22 protein-coding genes are annotated in these 19,529 nt (G+C 74.6%); 10 read left to right on the forward strand and 12 right to left on the reverse strand.

Going from position 1 to position 19,529, the window contains the following annotated elements:
- The first annotated feature begins 39 nt into the window (after window positions 1–39).
- The 3 genes from gvpJ (at window position 40) to ACFPK1_RS14440 (ending at window position 1,602) form a co-directional block, all read left to right on the forward strand.
- Window positions 40–414: a gas vesicle protein GvpJ gene (gvpJ, locus tag ACFPK1_RS14430; protein ID WP_378021623.1), complete on the forward strand. Its 375-nt coding sequence runs from the start codon at window positions 40–42 to the stop codon at window positions 412–414.
- A gap of 35 nt (window positions 415–449) precedes the next feature.
- Window positions 450–737 carry a hypothetical protein gene (locus tag ACFPK1_RS14435; protein ID WP_378021624.1) on the forward strand — a complete coding sequence of 96 codons (288 nt, stop codon included), beginning with the start codon at window positions 450–452 and terminating at the stop codon, window positions 735–737.
- Between the two features lie 67 nt (window positions 738–804).
- Window positions 805–1,602 (forward strand): inositol monophosphatase family protein, encoded by a 798-nt coding sequence (locus tag ACFPK1_RS14440; protein WP_378021625.1) that lies wholly within the window; start codon window positions 805–807, stop codon window positions 1,600–1,602.
- A gap of 6 nt (window positions 1,603–1,608) precedes the next feature.
- On the opposite strand, the gene ACFPK1_RS14445 is transcribed toward ACFPK1_RS14440, so the two are convergent.
- Complete coding sequence (locus ACFPK1_RS14445; RefSeq protein ID WP_378021626.1) at window positions 1,609–2,976, reverse strand: type I glutamate--ammonia ligase; 1,368 nt, start codon at window positions 2,974–2,976, stop codon at window positions 1,609–1,611.
- Window positions 2,977–3,308: 332 nt separating this feature from the next.
- On the opposite strand from ACFPK1_RS14445, the gene ACFPK1_RS14450 reads away from it, so the two are divergent.
- Window positions 3,309–3,503, forward strand: coding sequence for a DUF7455 domain-containing protein (locus ACFPK1_RS14450; RefSeq protein WP_285649860.1), 195 nt, complete (start codon window positions 3,309–3,311; stop codon window positions 3,501–3,503).
- A 414-nt stretch (window positions 3,504–3,917) separates the two neighbouring features.
- Here the strand turns inward: ACFPK1_RS14450 and ACFPK1_RS14455 are convergent, their stop codons facing one another.
- Entirely contained in the window at window positions 3,918–5,684 is a 1,767-nt protein-coding gene (locus ACFPK1_RS14455; protein WP_378021627.1) for a DEAD/DEAH box helicase, read from the reverse strand.
- 44 nt (window positions 5,685–5,728) lie between these two features.
- Window positions 5,729–5,980: a DUF3039 domain-containing protein gene (locus ACFPK1_RS14460; RefSeq protein ID WP_274278937.1), complete on the reverse strand. Its 252-nt coding sequence runs from the start codon at window positions 5,978–5,980 to the stop codon at window positions 5,729–5,731.
- Window positions 5,981–6,139: 159 nt separating this feature from the next.
- On the opposite strand from ACFPK1_RS14460, the gene ACFPK1_RS14465 reads away from it, so the two are divergent.
- Both ACFPK1_RS14465 and ACFPK1_RS14470 read left to right on the forward strand, forming a co-directional pair.
- Complete coding sequence (locus ACFPK1_RS14465) at window positions 6,140–7,408, forward strand: hypothetical protein (protein ID WP_378021628.1); 1,269 nt, start codon at window positions 6,140–6,142, stop codon at window positions 7,406–7,408.
- A gap of 54 nt (window positions 7,409–7,462) precedes the next feature.
- Window positions 7,463–9,106, forward strand: coding sequence for a DUF1996 domain-containing protein (locus ACFPK1_RS14470; RefSeq protein ID WP_378021629.1), 1,644 nt, complete (start codon window positions 7,463–7,465; stop codon window positions 9,104–9,106).
- Here ACFPK1_RS14470 and ACFPK1_RS14475 read toward each other — a convergent pair whose 3' ends face one another.
- From ACFPK1_RS14475 to ACFPK1_RS14505, 7 genes are all read right to left on the reverse strand, one after another.
- Entirely contained in the window at window positions 9,107–9,571 is a 465-nt protein-coding gene (locus ACFPK1_RS14475; RefSeq protein WP_378021630.1) for a hypothetical protein, read from the reverse strand.
- A 51-nt stretch (window positions 9,572–9,622) separates the two neighbouring features.
- Window positions 9,623–10,075, reverse strand: a complete 453-nt coding sequence (locus ACFPK1_RS14480; protein WP_378021631.1) for a DUF3099 domain-containing protein — start codon at window positions 10,073–10,075, stop codon at window positions 9,623–9,625.
- 95 nt (window positions 10,076–10,170) lie between these two features.
- On the reverse strand, window positions 10,171–10,770 hold the full coding sequence (locus ACFPK1_RS14485) for an HhH-GPD-type base excision DNA repair protein (RefSeq protein ID WP_378021632.1): 600 nt from the start codon (window positions 10,768–10,770) through the stop codon (window positions 10,171–10,173).
- Window positions 10,771–10,774: 4 nt separating this feature from the next.
- A complete protein-coding gene (locus ACFPK1_RS14490) occupies window positions 10,775–11,302 on the reverse strand; it encodes a GNAT family N-acetyltransferase (protein WP_378021633.1) in 528 nt (175 codons plus the stop codon).
- Between the two features lie 18 nt (window positions 11,303–11,320).
- Complete coding sequence (locus tag ACFPK1_RS14495; protein WP_378021634.1) at window positions 11,321–12,028, reverse strand: DUF1365 domain-containing protein; 708 nt, start codon at window positions 12,026–12,028, stop codon at window positions 11,321–11,323.
- A gap of 86 nt (window positions 12,029–12,114) precedes the next feature.
- Entirely contained in the window at window positions 12,115–13,356 is a 1,242-nt protein-coding gene (locus ACFPK1_RS14500; protein WP_378021635.1) for an NAD(P)/FAD-dependent oxidoreductase, read from the reverse strand.
- A 12-nt stretch (window positions 13,357–13,368) separates the two neighbouring features.
- On the reverse strand, window positions 13,369–14,073 hold the full coding sequence (locus tag ACFPK1_RS14505; RefSeq protein WP_378021636.1) for an alpha/beta hydrolase: 705 nt from the start codon (window positions 14,071–14,073) through the stop codon (window positions 13,369–13,371).
- 126 nt (window positions 14,074–14,199) lie between these two features.
- Here ACFPK1_RS14505 and ACFPK1_RS14510 point away from each other — a divergent pair, with 126 nt between their 5' ends.
- Entirely contained in the window at window positions 14,200–14,661 is a 462-nt protein-coding gene (locus ACFPK1_RS14510) for a peroxiredoxin (RefSeq protein WP_378021637.1), read from the forward strand.
- A gap of 27 nt (window positions 14,662–14,688) precedes the next feature.
- Here ACFPK1_RS14510 and ACFPK1_RS14515 read toward each other — a convergent pair whose 3' ends face one another.
- Both ACFPK1_RS14515 and ACFPK1_RS14520 read right to left on the reverse strand, forming a co-directional pair.
- On the reverse strand, window positions 14,689–15,519 hold the full coding sequence (locus ACFPK1_RS14515) for a DUF1295 domain-containing protein (protein ID WP_378021638.1): 831 nt from the start codon (window positions 15,517–15,519) through the stop codon (window positions 14,689–14,691).
- The gene (locus ACFPK1_RS14520; protein WP_378021639.1) at window positions 15,516–16,847 is read right to left on the reverse strand and encodes a class I SAM-dependent methyltransferase; all 1,332 of its coding nucleotides are present in this window, start codon (window positions 16,845–16,847) and stop codon (window positions 15,516–15,518) included. Before ACFPK1_RS14520 ends, ACFPK1_RS14515 begins: the two co-directional genes overlap by 4 nt.
- A 199-nt stretch (window positions 16,848–17,046) precedes the next feature.
- On the opposite strand from ACFPK1_RS14520, the gene ACFPK1_RS14525 reads away from it, so the two are divergent.
- From ACFPK1_RS14525 to ACFPK1_RS14535, 3 genes are all read left to right on the forward strand, one after another.
- Window positions 17,047–17,691, forward strand: a complete 645-nt coding sequence (locus ACFPK1_RS14525; RefSeq protein ID WP_378021640.1) for a M50 family metallopeptidase — start codon at window positions 17,047–17,049, stop codon at window positions 17,689–17,691.
- Between the two features lie 96 nt (window positions 17,692–17,787).
- Window positions 17,788–18,513, forward strand: a complete 726-nt coding sequence (locus ACFPK1_RS14530) for an alpha/beta fold hydrolase (protein WP_378021641.1) — start codon at window positions 17,788–17,790, stop codon at window positions 18,511–18,513.
- A gap of 56 nt (window positions 18,514–18,569) precedes the next feature.
- Window positions 18,570–19,406 (forward strand): lysophospholipid acyltransferase family protein, encoded by an 837-nt coding sequence (locus ACFPK1_RS14535; RefSeq protein ID WP_378021642.1) that lies wholly within the window; start codon window positions 18,570–18,572, stop codon window positions 19,404–19,406.
- Window positions 19,407–19,529: the final 123 nt, after the last annotated feature.

Below are 19,529 nucleotides of genomic sequence, written 5' to 3' on the forward strand. Positions count from 1 at the left end.
GATGGTCACCTTCCGCGCGCGGTTCCTAGACTCCACGCCGTGACCTCCCCCGCTGTCCGGCGCTCGCCCCAGGGCGGGCTGGCCGAGGTGCTCGACCTGATCCTCGACAAGGGCCTGGTGATCGACGCCTTCGTCAAGATCTCGGTCGTCGGCATCGAGCTGGTCACCATCGACGCGCGCATCGTCGTCGCCAGCGTCGACACCTACCTGCGCTTCGCGGAGGCCACCAACCGCCTCGACCTGCACGAGAAAGGCGGCAAGGGGCTCGCCGAGCTCGGCGGCCACATGACCGAGAACGTGACCAAGGGCGCCGCGAAAGGGATCACCAAGGGCGTGCTCGACGCCGGGCACGAGACCTGGCGGGAGCTCCGCGAGGAGCGGCGGGAGCGCAAGCGGCGCAAGCGCGGCGGGTAGCAGCGGGCACCGGGGCGGCTGACATGCTGGGGGCCGTGCAGCCCGACCCCGCCAGCGACCTGCCCGCCCCCGACCCCGCCGAGGTCCACCGCCGCTCGGTGGCGCTGATCCAGGGCATGGACGGCGGCGACCTCGACGCCGTCGGGGCCCTGCTGGGCGAGCTCGGCGGACCCGAGGAGTTCGCCGCGCAGGTGATCAGCCTCGCGAGCCTCGCGCGGCTGCTGCTCGACCAGCGCGAGGACACCGCCCCCGGCGCCGACGAGGCGCGCGCCGCCGTGCTGCACGAGCTCGCCGGCGTCCTCGCCGCCGCCGAACAGCCCTGATCCCGCCCCGACGCGGATCACGCCCTCCCGCCCGGTGGCGCCGCACGGCGTCGGGGAGGATCGAGGGGTGAGTGCCGCCAGGGAAGAGCCGACGGGCGCCGGGGCCACCGCCGCCGAGCCCACCGTCGCCGAGGACGCCGCGCTGGCCCGCGAGCTGGCCGACGCCACCGGCGCGCTGCTCCTGGAGCTCCGCGACGACACCGGCCCGGGGCGCGACCGCGAGTACCGCGGCGACGCCGAGGCCCACGAGTTCCTCGTCGGCGCGCTGCAGCGCCACCGCCCCGACGACGCCGTGCTCTCCGAGGAGGGCACCCAGGACCCGGCGCCGCGGCGCGGCGCGCACCGGCTCTGGATCGTCGACCCGCTCGACGGCTCGAGCGGCTACGGCCGCGGGGGCGACGAGTGGGGCGTGCACGTCGCGCTCGTCGTCGACGGCGCCCTCGCCGCCGGCGCGGTCGCCCTGCCCGCGCGCGGCGAGCTCGCCGACTCGGACACGGTGGCGACGCTGCCGGACACGCCCGTCGACCCCGAGCGCGGCCTGACCATCACGGTGAGCCGGTCGCGTCCGCCGGTCGAGCTGCGCCGCCTCGCCGCGGCCTTCCCGGTGCGCACGGTCGCGCTCTCCGCCGCCGGCGTGAAGACCCTCGCGGTCGTCGACGGGCAGGTCGACGCCTACCTGCACTCCGGCGGCCAGTACGAGTGGGACAACGCCGCGCCGGCCGCCGTGGCCGTCGGCGCCGGGCTGCGCGTCACCCGGCTCGACGGCTCGCCGCTGCCGTTCGGGGCCGACGACCCCTACTCCCCCGACCTGCTCATCGCCCGGCCCGCCGTGCACGACGCCGTCCTCGACGTCCTGCTGGGCTGACTCCCGCTAGTAGCGCCAGCGCCAGGCCGCGAGCACGTCCTCGGTCGCCCGGTCGGCGGCGAACGCGGCGTCGGAACGGCGCACCGCGAGGAAGGCGCCGAGCCGCTCGGGGCCCAGCAGCTCGGTGAGGCGCGGGCAGGCCAGCAGCGCCGCCTCCTGGTCGGCCTGCGTGGTCGGCAGCAGGGTGACGTCCGCGGCCGCGCGCTCCTGCTCCTCCCAGGTCCCGGGATCGGAGTCGATCGGGGCGGGCGGCACGAGGCCCTCCTCGACGCCCGCGACGCCGGCGGTCAGGATCGCGCTCAGCGCGAGGTAGGGGTTGGCCGAGGCGTCGGAGACCTTGAGCTCGACGTTGGCGTGGTCCTCCCCGAGCAGCGCGGACCCCGCGACGTAGCGGACCGGGGCCTCGCGGTTCTCGATCCCCCAGAACCCGTAGGCGCCCGCGAAGAAGCCGGGCCGCAGCCGGGCCATCGACCCGATCGACGGTGCCGTGATCGCCGCGAGGGCCGGCAGGTCGCGCAGGAGGCCCGCCACGTACCCGCGGCCCGCCGTCCCCGGTCCCTGCTCGCCCCCGGCGAGCAGGTTGACCCCGTCACGCCACAGCGAGGTGTGCGCGTGCCAGCCGTTGCCCGCCAGGTTCACCGAGGGCAGCGGCGCGAAGCTCACCCGCACGCCGTGGCGCGCCGCGGCGGCGAGCACCGTCTGGCGGGCCAGGAGCTGCTCGTCGGCGGCCCTCAGAGGGTCGGCGGCGCCCAGCGAGAGCTCGACCTGGCCGGGCCCGTACTCGGCGTGCAGCTGGCCGATGCGCAGCCCGTTCGCCTCCGCGTCGCGCAGCACGTCGACGACGAAGGCGTCGATCTCGAGCAGGGCGTGCGGGCTGTACGCGGGGCTGTCGTAGGCCGGGACGACCGCCCCGTCCTCGTCGGGCAGCGAGACCGCGAACTCCAGCTCGTAGCCCACCAGCGCCGAATAGCCCCGCTCGGCGAGCGCGTCGACGGTCGCCGCGAGCAGCGAGCGCTGGTCCCACGGCCACGGCGACCCGTCGACGGTCACCTGCGTGCCCGGCGCCCACGCGAGCCCCGGCTGGCCGGCGAGCGGCGTGAGGCGGTCGAGGTCGGGCACGAGGCGCACGTCGCCCGACGGCGTCTCGCGCCCCGGCGCCCCGTACTGGATGCCGTCGTTGGTGTCGAAGATCGAGAAGACGGTGCTGACGCCGATCCCGGTCTCGGCCACCTCGGGCAGCGAGCCCACCGGCACGGTGCGCGAGCGCGGGATGCCGTTGTTGTCCGCCCAGACGACGGTGACGCCCGCGACGCCCCGCTCGCGCAACTGCTCGACGAGCCCCGCCGCGCGCTCGCCCACCCCGGAGTCGCCCACCGAAGCCTCCCCTCCACCCGGCCGCATGGTGGCGCACAGGCTAGTGGGCAACGCCGGCCCGGCGGTGACGTCCGGGCGTGACCGGCCGCCGTGGCGCGGCGCGCGCGGGGGCGCCCACCACTCGTCGCTCGAGATCGACTCCCGATCGGGTGGTCCCCGCCCCTACCCAGGAACGGGCGGTCTCTCACCGACGATGAGCGGTACGTGACGGACGACAAAGCGGCGCGTGAACACGAGCGGTCGCGCGCAGCGTCTGACACAGTGGAGAAGCGACGGTCGCTCGACCGGAGCTCGCGGGCTCGGACTCCGCTCCGAAGCCTCGACGGAGGGAGATGACGATGCCCGGCACCCTGACCCGGCCAGAACTCACCGCCTCGGACCGCTGCGATCGCTGCGGTGCAGCGGCAAAGGTGCGCGCCGTACTGCCCTCCGGTGGAGAACTCCTCTTCTGCGGGCACCACGCCCGGGCCCACGAGGCCAAGCTGAAGGAGCTGTCGGTGGACATGCAGGCCGGAGAGACCGCATGACAGCCACCTGACCAGCAGCTTCTTCGACAACAGCGCGACCGAGACCAACACCGCGACGGGCGGGGACCCCAGGGTCCCCGCCCGTCGTCGTGTGCGGACCGGATCCCCGGCGTCGCGTCCGGCGATCACGGCGACCTCGCCCGGCCCCGACCCGTTGTCCGATCTGTCCGGATGTCCTCATCGCGCCGCCGATCACGTCCCGTCCGCCTCCGGACCACTGCGGCTGCGCATCCGGTCCAGCGACTTCGTCCGGTGACGGAGCCCGCCGGCGGCCCCCGCCGATCACTCGATCGTGACGGCAGGGTGAACGCTGTGTCGTCGTCGTGTCGGACGGCGACGGCGGCGACACGGTTTGATCACCACGGTGTGTGATGTGCACCACACGTCACTGCTTGGACACGCAGCGTGGACGATTCAGCGCCAGGACCGCAGCGTCGCGATCCGCTCCTCGATCTGCTCGAGCGAGGCCATCGGCGTGGCCGGTCCGCCGCAGTACTTGCGGAGATCCCCGTGGATCTGGCCGTGGGGCTTGCCGGTGCGGTGGTGCTGCGCCGCGACGAGCGCGTTGAGCTCGCGCCGCAGATCCTTGAGCCGCTCGGCCACCCCGACGTCGCGGCGGAACTCGCGGGTGGGCGCCGGCTGCTCGGCCGTCGTCACCGGGGCCGGTGCCGCCGCCTCGCGGGCCGCCTGCCCGTCGAGCTGCTCGCTCTGACGCCGGCGCAGCAGGGCGCGCACCTGGTCGGGCTCGAGGAGTCCGGGGAGCCCGAGATAGTCCTGCTCCTCGGCGCTCCCGGCGCCCGCGGCCGTGCCGAACGAGGACCCGTCGTAGATCAGCTGGTCGAGCTCGGCCTCCGCCGAGAGGGCCTCGAAGGCCTTCTCCTGCTCGCCCGGCTCGTCCTCGGTGCGGTTGGCCGCCTCGAGGAGGTCGTCCTCCCAGCCCTCCTTCGGGCGGTGCGGCTCGCCGAGCACGTGGTCGCGCTGGACCTCGAGCTCGCTGGCGAGCGTCAGCAGCGACGGCACGCTGGGCAGGAACACGCTGGCGGTCTCGCCCGGGCGCCGCGAGCGCACGAAGCGCCCGACGGCCTGGGCGAAGAACAGCGGCGTGGACGCGCTGGTGGCGTAGACGCCGACGGCGAGGCGGGGCACGTCGACGCCCTCGGAGACCATGCGCACGGCGACCAGCCAGCGGTCGTTCGTGCGGGAGAACTCGGCGATGCGTCCGGACGCCTTGGGGTCGTCGGAGAGCACGACCACCGGCTCCTCGCCGGCGATGCGGCGCAGCAGCGCCGCGTAGGCCTTGGCCGTCGTGTGGTCGGTGGCGATGACCAGTCCGCCCGCGTCGGGCACGCCGCCCTGGCGCAGCTGGGTCAGGCGGGTGTCCGCGGCCTGCAGGACCGCCGGCATCCACTCGCCCTTGGGGTCGAGCGCGGTCTTCCAGGCCCGCGAGTTCTGCTCGGCGGTGAGGGGCTCCCCCAGGCGGGCGGTCATCTCCTCGCCCGCGCTGGTGCGCCAGCTCGCCTGCCCCGAGTAGGCCAGGAACACCACGGGGCGCACGACCCCGTCGGCCAGCGCGTCGGCGTAGCCGTACGAGTGGTCCGGGCGCGAGCGCAGGACGCCCACGGAGTCCGGCTCGTAGGTGATGAACGGGATCGGGCTGTCGTCGGACCGGAAGGGCGTCCCCGTGAGCGCCAGCCGGCGGGTGGCGCCGGCGAACGCCTCGCGCGTCGCCTCGCCCCACGACTTGGCGTCGCCGGCGTGGTGGATCTCGTCGAAGATCACCAGGGTCCGGCGGCCCTCGGTGCGGTTCATGTGCAGCACCGGGTGGGCGGCGACCTGCGCGTAGGTGACGGCGACGCCCTGGAAGTCGGTCGAGGTGCGCCCGACGCTGTTGGAGAACTCGGGGTCGATCGCGAGGCCCGCGCCCCGGGCCGCCTCGGCCCACTGGTGCTTGAGGTGCTCGGTGGGGCACACGATCGTCACCGTGTCGACCGTGCGGTCGCCCAGGAGCTCGGTGGCCGCCCGCAGCGCGAACGTCGTCTTGCCGGCGCCGGGCGTCGCGACGGCCAGGAAGTCGCGGGGCCGATCGCTGAGGTAGCGGGTCAGGGCGCGCCGCTGCCACTGTCGCAGCGGTCGTGCTCCCGAGGGATCGGTGCTGGTCGGGCTACCGGTCGCGCGGGTCAAGGGCCCTCCGGGGCGAGATCGGACGGGTACCTGCCGGAGCGGGCCTACTCCCCGTCGTCACCGCCGCGGGGCATCTTGTTGAAGATCTCCTTGCACTTCGGGCAGACCGGAGAACCGGGCTTGGGCGAGCGGGTGACCGGGAAGGTCTCGCCGCAGAGCGCCACCACCATCGAACCGGTGACCGCCGACTCGGCCACCTTGTTCTTCCGGACGTAGTGGAACATCTTCGGGTCGTCGTCGCCCGTGCGGTCGGTCCCCTGCGGGCGGGTGTCGGGAAGCACCGCGGTCTGGCTCATGCCCCCATGATGCCCCACGACCCCGACACGGGACCCACGCCGGGCGGGCCCGCGCCGTCGTCCCCGGGTGCCCGGGCAATCCCGCGAAACGGCACCCACGCCCTCGCCGCGGCTGTCACGGTGACCGCAGTCCCGGTCCGGCGGCGTGGAGGAGACCTCGTGACCCATCCGGCCCGCGCCCGTGGGCGCGCCGCGCTCCCCGAGGAGCTGCCCGGCGACCCGGGATCGCTCCGACGCGACGTGCTCGCCTTCGTCGACGAGCACCGGGCCCGCCTCGGCCGGCTGGGGCTGCACCTCCTGCTCGCCGCGCTGCCGCTGCTCGCGATCTCCGCCCACGTGTTCGGCCTGGCGCCGATGAACGTCACGGCCGGGCTGGTCGTGGTGCCGCTGACGCTCGCGGTGCTGCTGCTGTGCGTGTTCGCCCCGGTCGGCGAGGACCGGATCGTGCTGATGGGCGCGGTCTGGGGCGTCATCGCGACGCTGGTCTACGACGCCGTGCGGCTCGACACCGTGTACCTGCTGGGGTGGTGGGGCGACTTCATCCCCACGGTCGGCACCTGGATCCTCGGCGTCGAGGGCGGGGCCACCGCCGTCGGCGCGATCGTCGGCTACCTGTGGCGCTACGTGGGCGACGGCGGCGGCATCGGTGTCGTGTTCTTCGTGCTGGTCGCGGCCACCGGGCTGCGCCGCTGGGGCGAGCGCGCCACGGTCGCCGCGGCCGTGGTGTTCGCGGTGTTCCCCGTGTGGACGGGGCTGATCGCCACGGTCGCCGTCGCGCCCCGGGGCGAGCGGCTGATGTTCCCGCTGACGGTCACCACCGTGACGCTCTCCCTGCTGGGCCACCTCGTGTTCGGGCTGGTGCTCGGGCTGGGCTGCGCCCGCTGCCGCGGGCTCGAGGAGCGCTGGCCCTGGCCGCCGCTGCTCGACCGGCCGTGGGCGGGGCTGCCGGTGCCGGCGGTGCCGGCCGCGCCCCGGGTGGCTCGCGGGGTGGGCGACGGCGGGGAGGACCGTGGCTGGGGGCCGCCGGCCCTCGTGGCCGCCCCGACGCGCACCGCGGTCCCCGAGACGCCCGGCGAGATCACCGAGATCCGGGTCGAGCGCCCGGCCCCCCGACGGGCCGGCCGGTCGACCCGCCCGCCCTCGGGGCCGCCGACCACGGGTCCCGGTTCCGGGCCGGTCCGGGTGGTCGGCACGCCCTCCCACCCGATCCCCGTGCCGGGGGCTCCCGCCACCCGCCCGGGGCCGCCCCGAGCCACGGGACCGCGCCCCCGGGGGCCGGTGTCGGGGCCCGTGCGGGTGACCGGACCGTGGTCGCACGCGGTCCCGCGCGACGGCGCCGACCCGTGGCTCGGCGCCCGCCCGGGTGCTCCGGCCGCGGGCGCGGGCAGTTCCGCGAAAGCGCACCCGGCGTCGGTGACGCGTGGCTAGCGTCCGCGACGCGGGGGCAGGACCGGACGAGCGGAGCCGGACGAGCGGAGGACGATGAGCGGGTCGGCGTGGGGGTCGGGGCGGGGCCGCGGGACGGCGCGGCGCGGCGGCGCGCGCCCGTCGTCGGCGCCGCCGGCCGAGAGCCCCTGGGCCGCGCTCGACCGGCGCCGCGCCGGTCCGCGACGGGTCCCGGTGATGCTGCTGGGTCTCGTCGCGGTCGCCGTGCTGGTCGTCGGGGTGGCCGTCGGCGGGGGCGGTACGCCGGTGGTGTCGCACGGCGGGCTGGTGTCGGTCGCCGACGACGAGGAGTCGGGCGAGGGCGGGGACGAGGACGGCGGGGACCAGGACGGCGGAGGCCAGGGAGACGAGGAGGAGCAGGAGGATCAGGAGGATCAGGACCAGGGCGGCGGCCAGGAGGACGACGAGGAGTTCCCGGGGCGCGACCAGATCGGGCGTGCCGCGGCCAACGAGTACGTCGAGATCCAGCGGGTGCAGCGCGGGGCGTTCTCGGGCGAGGGCGGGGCCTTCTCGGGCGGCAGCTACACCATCCGGTGCGCGGTCAGCGACCACAAGAACTCCGACAACTACCTGATCACGCCCGGGAAGCGGAACGGCGCCCAGCACGTGCACGACTACGCCGGCAACGAGGGCACCAACTTCGCCTCCGAGCGCGAGGTCCTCGAGGAGACCGCGACCACCTGCTCGAACGGCGACCGCTCCCCCATCTTCTGGCCGGTGCTGCGCGACCTGCGCGCCCCGGGCCCCGACGTGGGCGTCGACGGCGGCAGCCTCGACGGCAACGTGGGCTCGATCGTGGAGCCCACGGCGGTCGACTTCACCTTCCACGGTCACGGCAGCCGGCGTGCCGAGGCGCTGCCGCTGAACATCGCGCTGGTCACCGGGTCGGCCAAGGCGGGCACCAACGACGGCGAGGGCGCCAACGCCAAGTACACCTGCACCGGGGCGGGCGGGCGGCTGACCGACCTCTACCCGATGTGCCCCCAGGGGTCGTCGCTGCAGCGGATCTACGACTTCCCGAGCTGTTGGAACGGCCAGGACATCGACTCCGAGGACCACACCACCCACATCGTCTACCCCGACGAGAACGGCGAGTGCGACGACGACCTCGTCCCGGTCCCGGCGCTGCGCATCACGGTGAGCTACGACGACCCGCCGCCGGACCGCCAGTTCGCGATCGACAGCTTCCCCGAGCAGCAGCACGACCCGATCACCGACCACGCCCTGCTCGAGTACCTCTCCTCGGAGCGCCGCGCCCAGGAGGGCGTCGAGTGCATCAACGCCGCGCGCCGCTGCGTCCAGGGCCCCGAGCAGGACGGGATCGCGTCGGGCTCCACCGCGTCGGCCGACCGCGTGCCGCGCTCGCAGACGTTCGCCCACGCGTTCGCGACGCACGCGGACGCCCACCGGGCGCCGGCCGGCGCCGCCGTCGGCGGCCACCGCGCGCACCGCGGCGGCGGGCACCACGGCCCGGGGCCCGCCGCGCCCACCGCCCGCCTGGCCGGCGCGGACGTTCCGGCGGCCCCGGCCCCGCCCGCGCCCGGGCCCGAGCCGCCGTCGTCCGGCGGGCCGGGGCGCCTCCCGGCCGCCGACCCCTCGGACGCGCTCGGCCCGCTGCCCGGGCTCACGCGGCTGCCGGGGCTCGCGGCGCCGCTCGGGGCGGACTCGCAGGGCACCTGATCAGCGCACCGCGTCCCACTCGACGACGATCACCGGCGAGCCCTCGGGGTCGACGCGGACCGGCAGCATCCGCCCCACGCGGACGTCGGCGGCGTGGGCGGACGGCACCCGCACCCGGCGGCGGACCACCCGGCCGTTGACGTCCAGGTCGAGCACCGGGATGGCCTCGTGGCCGATCGCGCTGGAGGTGCTGGTGACGCCGACGATGCGGGCCAGCGCGGGCGTCCCGCGCCGCGCCGTGCGCCGCAGGGCGGCGGGGCTGCCGAACCAGCGGCGCTGCAGCGTCGTCCACACCACGCCCTGCACGAGCAGGACGGCTCCGACGATCCCCAGGGCCAGGGCGGTCGCCCACCGCGCGGTGCCCGCCAGCAGCGTCGGCACGACGAGCAGGGCGACCAGCGCGACGAGGCACAGGACCGCCCCGGCCAGGAACCAGCGTCCGAGACGCGCGAACGCGATCGTCATCTGCTCCCCCCGGGTCGAGGACCGTGGGGCGAGTATCGCGGGTGCGGCGGTCTAGCCCTCGCTGCCGGTGCGCGGGGCCTCGGCGTCGACGGTGCGCGGCGGCTCGTGCCCGGCGCCGTCCTGCTGCGGCTGGCGCGGCCTCTCGGTGCGCTGGTCGCGGCGGTCGAGCACCTCGGCCGCCTCGATGATCTGCGCGTCCGGCACGGCGTCCAGCTCGCGGTGGCTGCGCCGGTAGCGGTTGGCCTTCTCGGCCTTCTTGGGCGGGCGGTCGTTGGCGATGAGCACGGCGACCCACGGCAGCGGCACCGACAGCACGATGAGCGCGACCGCCACCCACGGCAGGTTGAACCCGATGCCCGCGACGCCGGCGAGCACGAGGCACGGGATGCGGCACGCCATGATCAGCGAGTAGCGCTTCTTGCGGGCCGCGAACTCCTCGTCGTACGAGATCGCCGCCTGCGTGATCAGGATCGGTCCGTCGTCGTCCTGACGTCGGTTCACCACGTGTGTCGCCTCCTCGGAGCACCGGCCGCCCCACCGGGTGCCCTCGCACACCACCTTGAACCTCCGGGGGCGGCGGCGCCACCGGGACCCGGTCCTCAGGAGGAGGCGTCGGCCTTCTCGGCCTTGGCGGCCTTCGCAGCCTTCTTCTGGGCCTGCTTGAAGTCGCGGACCTCGCCGAGCGTCACCGGGTCGACGACGTCGGCGATCGAGCGCCGGGAGCCCTCGTCGCCGTAGGAGCCGGCGGCCTCGCGCCAGCCCTCGGGCCGCACGCCGCACTGCTTGCCCAGCAGCGCGGTGAAGATCTGCGCCTTCTGCTTGCCGAAGCCGGGCAGCGACTGCAGGTTGGCGAGCACCTCGCGCCCGGACGACGCGTCGGCCCACAGCCGCTCGGCCTCGCCGCCCCAGTCCTCGACCAGCTGGCGGCACATCCCCTGCACCCGCTCGGCCATCGACCGCGGGTAGCGGTGCAGCGCCGGCGGGCCGGTGAACGCCGCGACGAGCGCCTCGGTGTCGTACTGCGCGATGCCGGCGGCGGTCAGCGGGCCGCCCAGGCGCTCGGTGAGCAGGGCGGGCGAGGCGAACGCGCGCTCCATCGGGAACTGCTGGTCGAGCAGCATGCCGATGAGCAGGGCCAGGGGGTTGGCGCTCAGGACCGCGTCGGCCTCGGCGTCCTGGGCGAGGGTCAGCTCGGGCACGGTGTCAGCCTCGCAGATCCTTCTCGAGCACGGCGAACCTGAAGTCGTCGTCGCGCGGCACCCCGACGCCCTCCTCGCCGTACGGGAAGGGCCGGGACTCGCCGGTGCGCACGTAGCCCCGGCGCTCGTACCAGGCGATGAGCTCGGTGCGCCGGTCGATGACGCACATCTCCAGGGTGCTCGCCCCACGCTGGCGGGCGGTCTCCTCGGCGGCGTCCAGCAGCGTCGACCCGACGCCGCCGCGCTGCCCGCTCGGGCGCACCGCGAACATGCCGAACGACGCCGTGGTGGCGCCCTCGGCGAGCGTCACCGCGGCGCACCCGACGAGGTCGCCCGCCACGAGCACCGTGATCGCGGGGTCCGCGACGTCGGCGGCGAGCAGCTCGCGGGTGGTGCGGGGCCCGTCGATGAGGTCGGCCTCGGAGGTCCAGCCCTCGCGGCCCGACGGTCCCCGGTAGGCGCTGTGGACGAGGGCCAGCAGGGAGTCGACGTCGGCGGCCTCGGCGACGCGGACGGTGAGAGAGGCGGTCACGGAGGGCCAGTCTGCCCGTCAGCGGGTCAGCTGGCCCAGCCCGCGGTCGGTGTCGGCCGGGGTACGGGCGACGACGGGCACGCCGCGGGCCCAGAGCCGGATCCCGCGGTGCCGGATGGCGGCGGCGACGCGCACGGTCACCACGGGATGTCGCGTCAGCGCCGCGAGGAGCGTGCGCGGCGTCGCGTCCCGGCGGCGCCCGCGCAGCGTCGCGACGAAGGCCGTGGCGCCCTCGCGGCGCAGGACGACGGTCGCGGCGAGCGTCTCCCCGGGCTCGGGGACGCGCATCCGGTACTCGCCGTCGACTTCGAAGAACGGCGAGACGTAGAAGTCCTTGTCGACGCGCGCCCGGCCCTCGTCGTCCACCTCGAGCAGGTAGTGGTGACGCCCGCCGTAGGTGTTGTGCACCTCGGCGACCACGGCGACGAGCGCGCCGGCCGCGTCGCGGCACCAGTACAGGGTGAGCGGGTTGAACACGTACCCGAGCACGCGCGCGTGGGCGAGCATGAGCACCTGCGCCGGGCGCCCGATCCCCCGCGCGGTGAGGAACGCGTCGAGGTTCTCGCGGATCGAGGCCCGCGGGTCGCCGATGTGGTCGGCGGCGCGGAACCGCGCGAACGGCCGCAGCGGCGCGGGCAGGCGCGGCAGGTCGTCGAGGTCGACGAGCCACAGGTAGAGGCGGTGCGTGAACGCGTCGTCGAGGCGCTCGTGGCGACGGTGCGTCACCTCCGCCTCGTAGATCGCCGGGGCGAGCGCGTGGCGATACGGACGTTCAGCGTCAGCGACGGCACTCCGCTGACGCTCGCGCAGCCTCACCACGTCACGCCCAGTGACGCCGCGGCGCGGACGCCGGAGGCGCAGCCGTCCTCGTGGAAGCCCCAGCCGTGGTACGCGCCGGCGAAGGCGAGGCGGTCGTCGTTCAGGTCCGGCAACCGGGTCTGGGCGGCCACCGACGCGGGGGTGTAGGCCGGGTGCTCGTAGACCATCTTCGCGATCACCGTCGACGGGTCGACGCGGTCGGTGGCGTTGAGGGTGACGACGTGGGTGTCGGGGCCGGGCAGGTGCATCAGGCGGGTCATGTCGTAGCTGACGAGCACGCGGTCCTCCCCCGGCACGCGCAGCAGGTTCCACGCCGCGCGGGCGCCGGCGGCGCGCGGGAGCACCGAGGTGTCGGTGTGCAGCCAGGTCTCGTTGCGCGAGTAGCGGAAGGCGCCGAGCACGTCGGTCTGCTCGCGGGTCGGTGCGGCGAGCAGCGCCAGCGCGTCCGGGGCGTGCACGGCCACGACGGCCCGGTCGAAGCGGCGCTCGACGTCGGCGTCGTCGCGGACGACCACCTCGTCACCGGAGCGCGCCAGCGCCCGCACCGGCGTCGACACCTCCACCGCCGTCAGCCCCTTCGCGGCCCGTTCGACGTAGGTGCGCGAGCCGCCGACCACCGTGCGCCACTGGTGCGAGCCGCCCACCGAGAGCATCCCGTGGTTGGCCAGGAACGCGAACAGGTAGCGCGCGGGGTACTGCCGCGAGAGCTCCGGGCCCGACGACCACACCGCCGACACGACCGGGACCGCGAAGGTCTCCACGAAGAAGCGCGAATAGCCCCCGGCGTCGAGGAACTCGCCGAACGTGACGTCCTCGCCCAGCGGCGAGGTCCCGTCGACGACCGCGCGCGCGGCCCGGTGGAACCGCAGGACCTCGGCCAGCATGCGCACGTAGCGGGGGTTCGCGAGGTTGCGGGGCTGCGCGAACAGGCCGCGCACCCCGCGGGCGCCGGCGTACTCCAGGCCGGTGGCCTCGTCGCGGACGCTCATGCTCATCTCGGAGTCCTGGGTGGCGACCCCGAGCTCGGCGAACAGCCGCAGCAGGTGCGGGTAGGTGACGTCGTTGTGGACGATGAACCCGGAGTCGACCGCGAGCGGGCCGACGTCGTGGGTGTGCGCGTGGCCGCCGAGCCGGGCGTCGGCCTCGAACAGGGTGACGTCGTGGCGCCGTTGCAGCAGGTACGCCGCCGTCAGCCCCGACACGCCCGCACCGACGACCGCGACCCGTTCCCGCACGTGACCACTCCTCTAGGGATCCTCCAACGGCACCGCGAGCCCCTCGGGGTCCCCGGCCGCCATGGCCTTCGCGACGGCCTCGGTGAACGGTTCGAGCCCGAGGGCCCCGAGGGCGAAGTGTGTGACGAGGTCGTGCCACGCCCCGGCCCGGCGCAGCATGGCGTGGCCGTCGCCGTGGACGTCGAAGCGTGCCACGCGGTCGGACACCGTCGCGACGCGCTGGGCGAACCGCAGCGAGGCCCGCGGGTCGGTCATCCGCTCGCGGTCGCCGTGGGCGATGAGCACGGTCTGCCCGGCGAGCTGGGCGTACGGCTCGCCGCGCTCGAGCCACGGCGCGAGGGCGGCCACCCCGACCACGCCGTCGTCGCCTCCGACGCGCAGCGCCGCACGCCCACCCATGGAGTGCCCCACCAGCACGACCGGGACGTCGCCGAGGCGCGCCCGCACGTCGCGCAGCGCCCAGCGGGCGTCCTGCACGGGGTCGAGGTCGGGGGCGTTCCAGCCCCGGTAGCGGTAGCGCAGCAGCCCGACGTCGACGCCGCGGCGGGCGCCGGCGGCGGCGAGGTTGCGGGCGAACGGCACCATGCGCAGGAACGGCAGGCGCAGCCCGTCCGCGGCATCGCGCCCCTCCGGGCGGCCGCCGTGCAGCACGAGCACGGCGCCGGTCACCGGGCGCCGGGTGGCGGGACGGACGCGGTCGAGGCGCGGCAGGGTCACGGATCCATCCTGCGGCCGGCGGCCCGTCCCGGCGCGGGAGCCCGGGCCCCACGCCGTCATCGCCGAACCGCCCGCGCTCCGGGCGCGAACGCGGATCGACCCAGCACACCAGGAGGACGACACCGCATGAAGGCCGGAGACACCGCCCCCGACTTCGAGCTCGCCGACGACACCGGCACCCGCCGGTCGCTGTCCACGCTCCTCGCCGACGGACCGGTGGTGCTGTTCTTCTACCCCTTGGCCTCCTCGGGCGGATGCACCCAGGAGAGCTGCCACTTCCGCGACCTCGCCGGGGAGTTCGCGTCCGTGGGCGCCCAGCGCGTCGGCATCAGCGCCGACTCCGTCGAGAAGCAGCACGCGTTCTCGAGCGCGAACTCGTTCGACTACCCGCTGCTCTCCGACCCCGACGGCGCGGTCGCCAAGCAGTTCGGCGCGAAGCGCTCGTGGCTGCCGGCGCTGCCGGTCAAGCGCAGGACCTTCGTCATCGACACCGACCGCACCGTGCTCGGCGTCATCGGCGGGGAGATGAAGTTCGACCAGCACGCCGACGACGCCCTCGAGCTGCTGCGCTCCCGTCAGGGCGCCTGATCCCCGCTCGCGGCCGGCTCGCGCCGCTCAGGTGGCGCGGGCCGGACGCGAGCCCGGGGGCAGCGGCAGGAACCCCGAGGTGCGGCGGACGTACTCGTCGTACCCCGGCCGCTGCGACATCGACTTCTCGGTGAGCTCCTTGCCCGTCACCGACACCAGCAGGTACGTCATCAGCAGCGGCCCGACGACCGTGACCAGCGCGACCGGGTGCCCGGCCGCGACGACGAAGATCCCCCACCAGACGCACGCGTCGCCGAAGTAGTTCGGGTGGCGGGTGTAGCGCCATAGACCCGTGTCGAGGATCTTCCCCCGGTTGTCCGGATCCGCCTTGAACGCCATGAGCTGCGCGTCGCCGACCGACTCGAAGACGAACCCGACCAGCCACAGCACCACCCCGGCGATCACCACGGGCAGCACCGTCGACGCCCGGACCATCGCCGCGAGCACGGGCAGCGACACGACGAGCATGACGCCCGCCTGTGGCAGGTAGACCCGCCGCAGCACGGTGGAGGTCACCGCGCCGGGCGCGTGGTCGTCGCCGAGCATCGCGGCGTAGCGCGGGTCCTCGCCCTTGCCGTGGTTGCGCCAGCCGATGTAGATCGCGAGCCGCAGTCCCCACACCGCGACGAGCGCGAGCACCACGGTGCGCACGCCGGCGTCGCCCACCCCCAAGACGCCGGAGATCACGTAGGCGACGACCGCGACGGCCACGAAGCCGAGGCCCCAGGTCACGTCGACGACGCTGTGGCGCCCGGTGGCGCGGGCGACGGCGAGCGTCACGCTGAACGCCGCCACCACCGTCGCCACCGCGCCCACGAGCAGCAGCCCGAAGGCGGCCAGGTCGAACGCTGGACTCACGACTCCGGGATACCAGCGTCGGCGCGCGAGGACACCGACCAGTCGTCGCGGGTCGCGGGCATCCCGCTGCGGCCGCGGTCGGTGGGGCGGGCCAGGAGGATCTGGTCGACGCCCATGCGGTTCTCCTCGAACGCCAGCGCCCCGCCGGCGAGGTAGAGCCGCCACATGCGCGCCCCGCGCTCCCCGAGCAGCGACACGGCCTCGTCGAAGCGCTCCTCGAGCGTGGCGAGCCAGGCCCGGATGGTGGGCACGTAGTGCTCGCGCATGACGTGCACGTCGCGGACCTCGAGCCCCGCGTGCTGCAGGAAGGTCAGGGTGTCGCCGACGGGGCGCATGATCATGTCGGGGGTCACGTAGGTCTCGATGAACGCGCCGCCGCCCGGGGCGTTGGCCCCGCGGGACATCTGCTGCACCAGCGCGCGCCCGCCGGGACGCAGCGCGCCGTGCAGCGTCGCGGCGAAGGTCGGGTAGTGCTCGTCGCCGACGTGCTCGCCCATCTCGATCGCGCTCACGGCGTCGAACGGGCCGTCGGTGGCGGTGATCCTCTCGGCGACGTCGCGGTAGTCGAGCAGGTCGACCTGGACCTTGCCGGCCAGGCCCTCGGCGCGGATCCGGGCGTTGACCTGGTCGCGCTGCTCGCGGGAGATGGTCACCGCGCGCACCTGCGCCCCGTGCTCGCGGGCCGCATGGACGGCGAGCGAGCCCCAGCCGCAGCCGATGTCGAGCAGGCGGCGGCCCGGCGCGAGGTCGAGCTTGCGGCAGATCAGCTCGAGCTTGTCGTGCTGGGCCTGGGCGAGGGTGTTCTCCGGCGCCGTCCAGTAGCCCGACGAGTACGCCATCGAGTCGTCCAGCAGCAGCGAGTAGAAGGCGTTGCCGGCGTCGTAGTGGTGGGCGATGACGTCGCGGTCGCGCCGGCGGCTGTGCAGGCGGCCCCGGACCCTGATGGCCTCGGGCGGCGGGGCGGGCTTGGTCCTGAGCAGTCCCAGGCGCGCGGCCGTCACGGCGAGACCGGGCAGCTCGCGGGCGCCGGGCCGGCGCTTCGTGACCGTCCCGGAGTTGATCAGCACCCACATCGCCGACAGGCCCTCGGCGAGGTCGCCGTCGACGTCCAGGTCGCCCGAGACGTACGCGTGCGCGAGCCCCATCTCGCCCGGCTCCCACAGCAGCCGACGCAGCGCCCGCCGCGAGCGCAGCACCACCGTCGGCACGCCCGGCCCGGGGGCCGCCCCGGCCTCGCTGCCGTCCCACGCCCGGATGCGCACCGGGACCGGCCCGTCGAGGAACGCCCCGACCGCCCCCGCCACCCGCTGCGCTGCGCCTGCACCCACGCCGATCTCCCTCCGCCTGTGTCGCAGCGTTCATCGGACCGCAGCGCGGATCGGTTCGACCGGTTCGCGTCCGTCACAGTCGCCTCGTCGCGATCAGGTGTAGACGGCGTGTCGACCGGGTGATCCGCCTACGGACCGTGGTGGCATTCACACCATGGGGGGCCTGGGGGTTGGTCTAGGAGTCAACGACGTCCCGATCGTGGGGGAACCGGTCGCGTTCGGCGTGGGATTTCTCGTGTTTCTGCTCGTGTGCTTCTCGGCAGTTCTGGCCCGATATCCGATCACCCTGGCGCACGAGGGGGGCCACATGTTCGCCAACCTCGCAACACTTCGTGGCAACAAGTCCTGGAAGCTGAAAGACGACGCCGATGGCGCGACCGAGGCCGTGAGCCCGGGCAACTGGCTGCAACGGCTCATCGTGACCTTCGTCGGCTACCCGGCTCCGCCCCTGCTGGGCTTGGGCGCCGCAGCTCTCATCGATGCCGGCAATCCGTGGGCGGTCCTGCTCGGGACGGTCTTCCTATCCGTGCTCGCAGTGGCTCTGTCCACCAAGGGACTCGCGTTCCTCATCCCGGCGCTGATCGCCATCGGGGTCGCCTGGGCGCTCCTCGCAGGCTCGGCCTCGGTCCAGGCAGCCGTAGCGGTCGGCATCGCGTGGTGGCTTCTGCTCGGTGGTCTCCTTCGGATCATCCGGGTGCTGGGCGGTTCCAGCGACGCCACTCGGCTGGCGGAGATGACCTTCATCCCCAAGTTCGTCTGGTCGCTCGTCTGGCTCTTCATCGGCGTCGTCTCGCTGATCGTCGGCGGCCAGCTCCTGCTCCGCCCCGGCTACGGGATCGGTTAGCCGGGACTTCCGCGGCGTGCCGCATCCCGCCAGGATTCGTCCCACTCCCGGCGCGGCGCCGGGAGCCGGCTCTCGACCGCGCGGGAGGACACCCCGATGAGCACGTACGTCCTGGTCCACGGCTCCTGGCACACCGGCGACCTGTGGGAAGGGGTGGCGGAACCCCTCCGCGCGCAGGGCCGCACCGTCCACACGCCGACGGTCGCCGGGCACGGCAAGGGTGTCGACAAGGCCGTGAACCACGACGACTGCGTCGCCTCGATCGTCGACCACATCGTCGGGCAGGACCTCTCCGACGTCGTCCTGCTCGGGCACAGCTTCGGCGGCACCGTGATCGCCCGCGTCGCGGAGGAGATCCCCGACCGGCTGCGGCGGCTCATCTTCTGGAACGCCTTCGTGCCCGCGCCGGGCAACTGCCTCGACGACGAGACCCCGCCGCACTACCGCGAGCTGTTCGCCCAGCTGGCCGCGTCGACCGACGACGACACGATCATGCTGCCGTTCCCGATCTGGCGGGAGGCGTTCATCCAGGACGCGCCGCTGGAGCTGGCGCAGTCGACCTACGAGCTGCTCTCCCCCGAGCCGGCCCAGCCCTTCCGCGACAAGCTCGCGCTCACCCGCTTCTACGAGCTCCAGATCCCGCGCTCGTACATCAACGCGACCGAGGACATCGCCCTGCCGCCCGGCGAGTGGGGGTGGCACCCGCGGATGTCGAGCCGCCTGGGCATGTACCGCCTGGTGCAGCTGCCCGGCAGCCACGAGGTCATGTTCACCAACCCGGGCCTGCTCGCGCAGAAGACCGTCGAGGCCGGACGCGACTGACGCGCCGAGCACTTCTACGCATGCACGACGCGCCCCGGCCAGACATGATCCGGGGCATGGCGCGGCAGGACCGACTCCGGCGGATCTCCCAGTCCCACGACCGTCGGCGTCCGGGGCGGTCGATCCGGCTCTGGCGCAAGCTCGCGATCTGGGTGCTCTACCCGCGCACCGACCGCGGCTTCTGGTACGGGTTCGCGATCGACCTGCTCTGGCCGGTGCTGATGGCCGTCGCGCGCTGGGACTTCCGCGGCGGCGAGCAGGTGCCCACCCGCGGCGGCGCGCTGCTCGCGGTCAACCACCTCTCGCACGTCGACCCGATCGTCCTCGTGTCCTACGTGCTCGCGAACGGCCGCGTGCCCCGCTTCCTCGCGATGAAGGAACTGTGGGGCAAGACGGTGGTCGGCGCGCCCCTGCGCGGGGGCCGGCACATCCCGGTCGACCGCAAGGCCTCCGGGATCGAGGCCTACCGCGCGGCGGTCGAAGCGGTCCAGCGCGGCGAGATCGTCGTCGTCTACCCGGAGGGCGGGTTCGCCGAGCACTCCGACGGCTGGCCCCGCGCCGCGCGCACCGGCGTCGCGCGGATGGCGCTCGAGACCGGCGCGCCGGTGATCCCCGTCGGCCAGTGGGGCTCGAACCACCTGTTGCCGCCCACCGCGACGCGCCCCACGCTCTTCCCCCGGCCCACCCTGCGGGTGCTCGCCGGCCCGCCCGTCGCCCTCGACGACCTCCGCGAGTGCCGCATCGGCCGCAAGGCCCTGCAGGAGGCCACCGACCGGATCATGGGCCGGATCACCGAGCAGCTCGCGGTCCTGCGCGGCGAGGAACCCCCGGCCCGTCCCGACGAGCAGGAGCCCGCGGCGACGGCCGACCTCCAGCCGCCCGCCGTGAGCTAGTGCGTTGACCACGAAGGTTCGCCGGGCTCGCGACACGCCTCGTAGGTGCAACGCTGTGAGGGAGCAAGATCTCATTCTCGGGCCCGACTGCAGGTCGGGACCGGGAGTGGAGCGCGATGGCCG

The sequence above is a fragment of the Actinomycetospora rhizophila genome, assembly GCF_042657905.1.
GTDB classification, from domain to species: Bacteria; Actinomycetota; Actinomycetes; order Mycobacteriales; family Pseudonocardiaceae; genus Actinomycetospora; species Actinomycetospora rhizophila.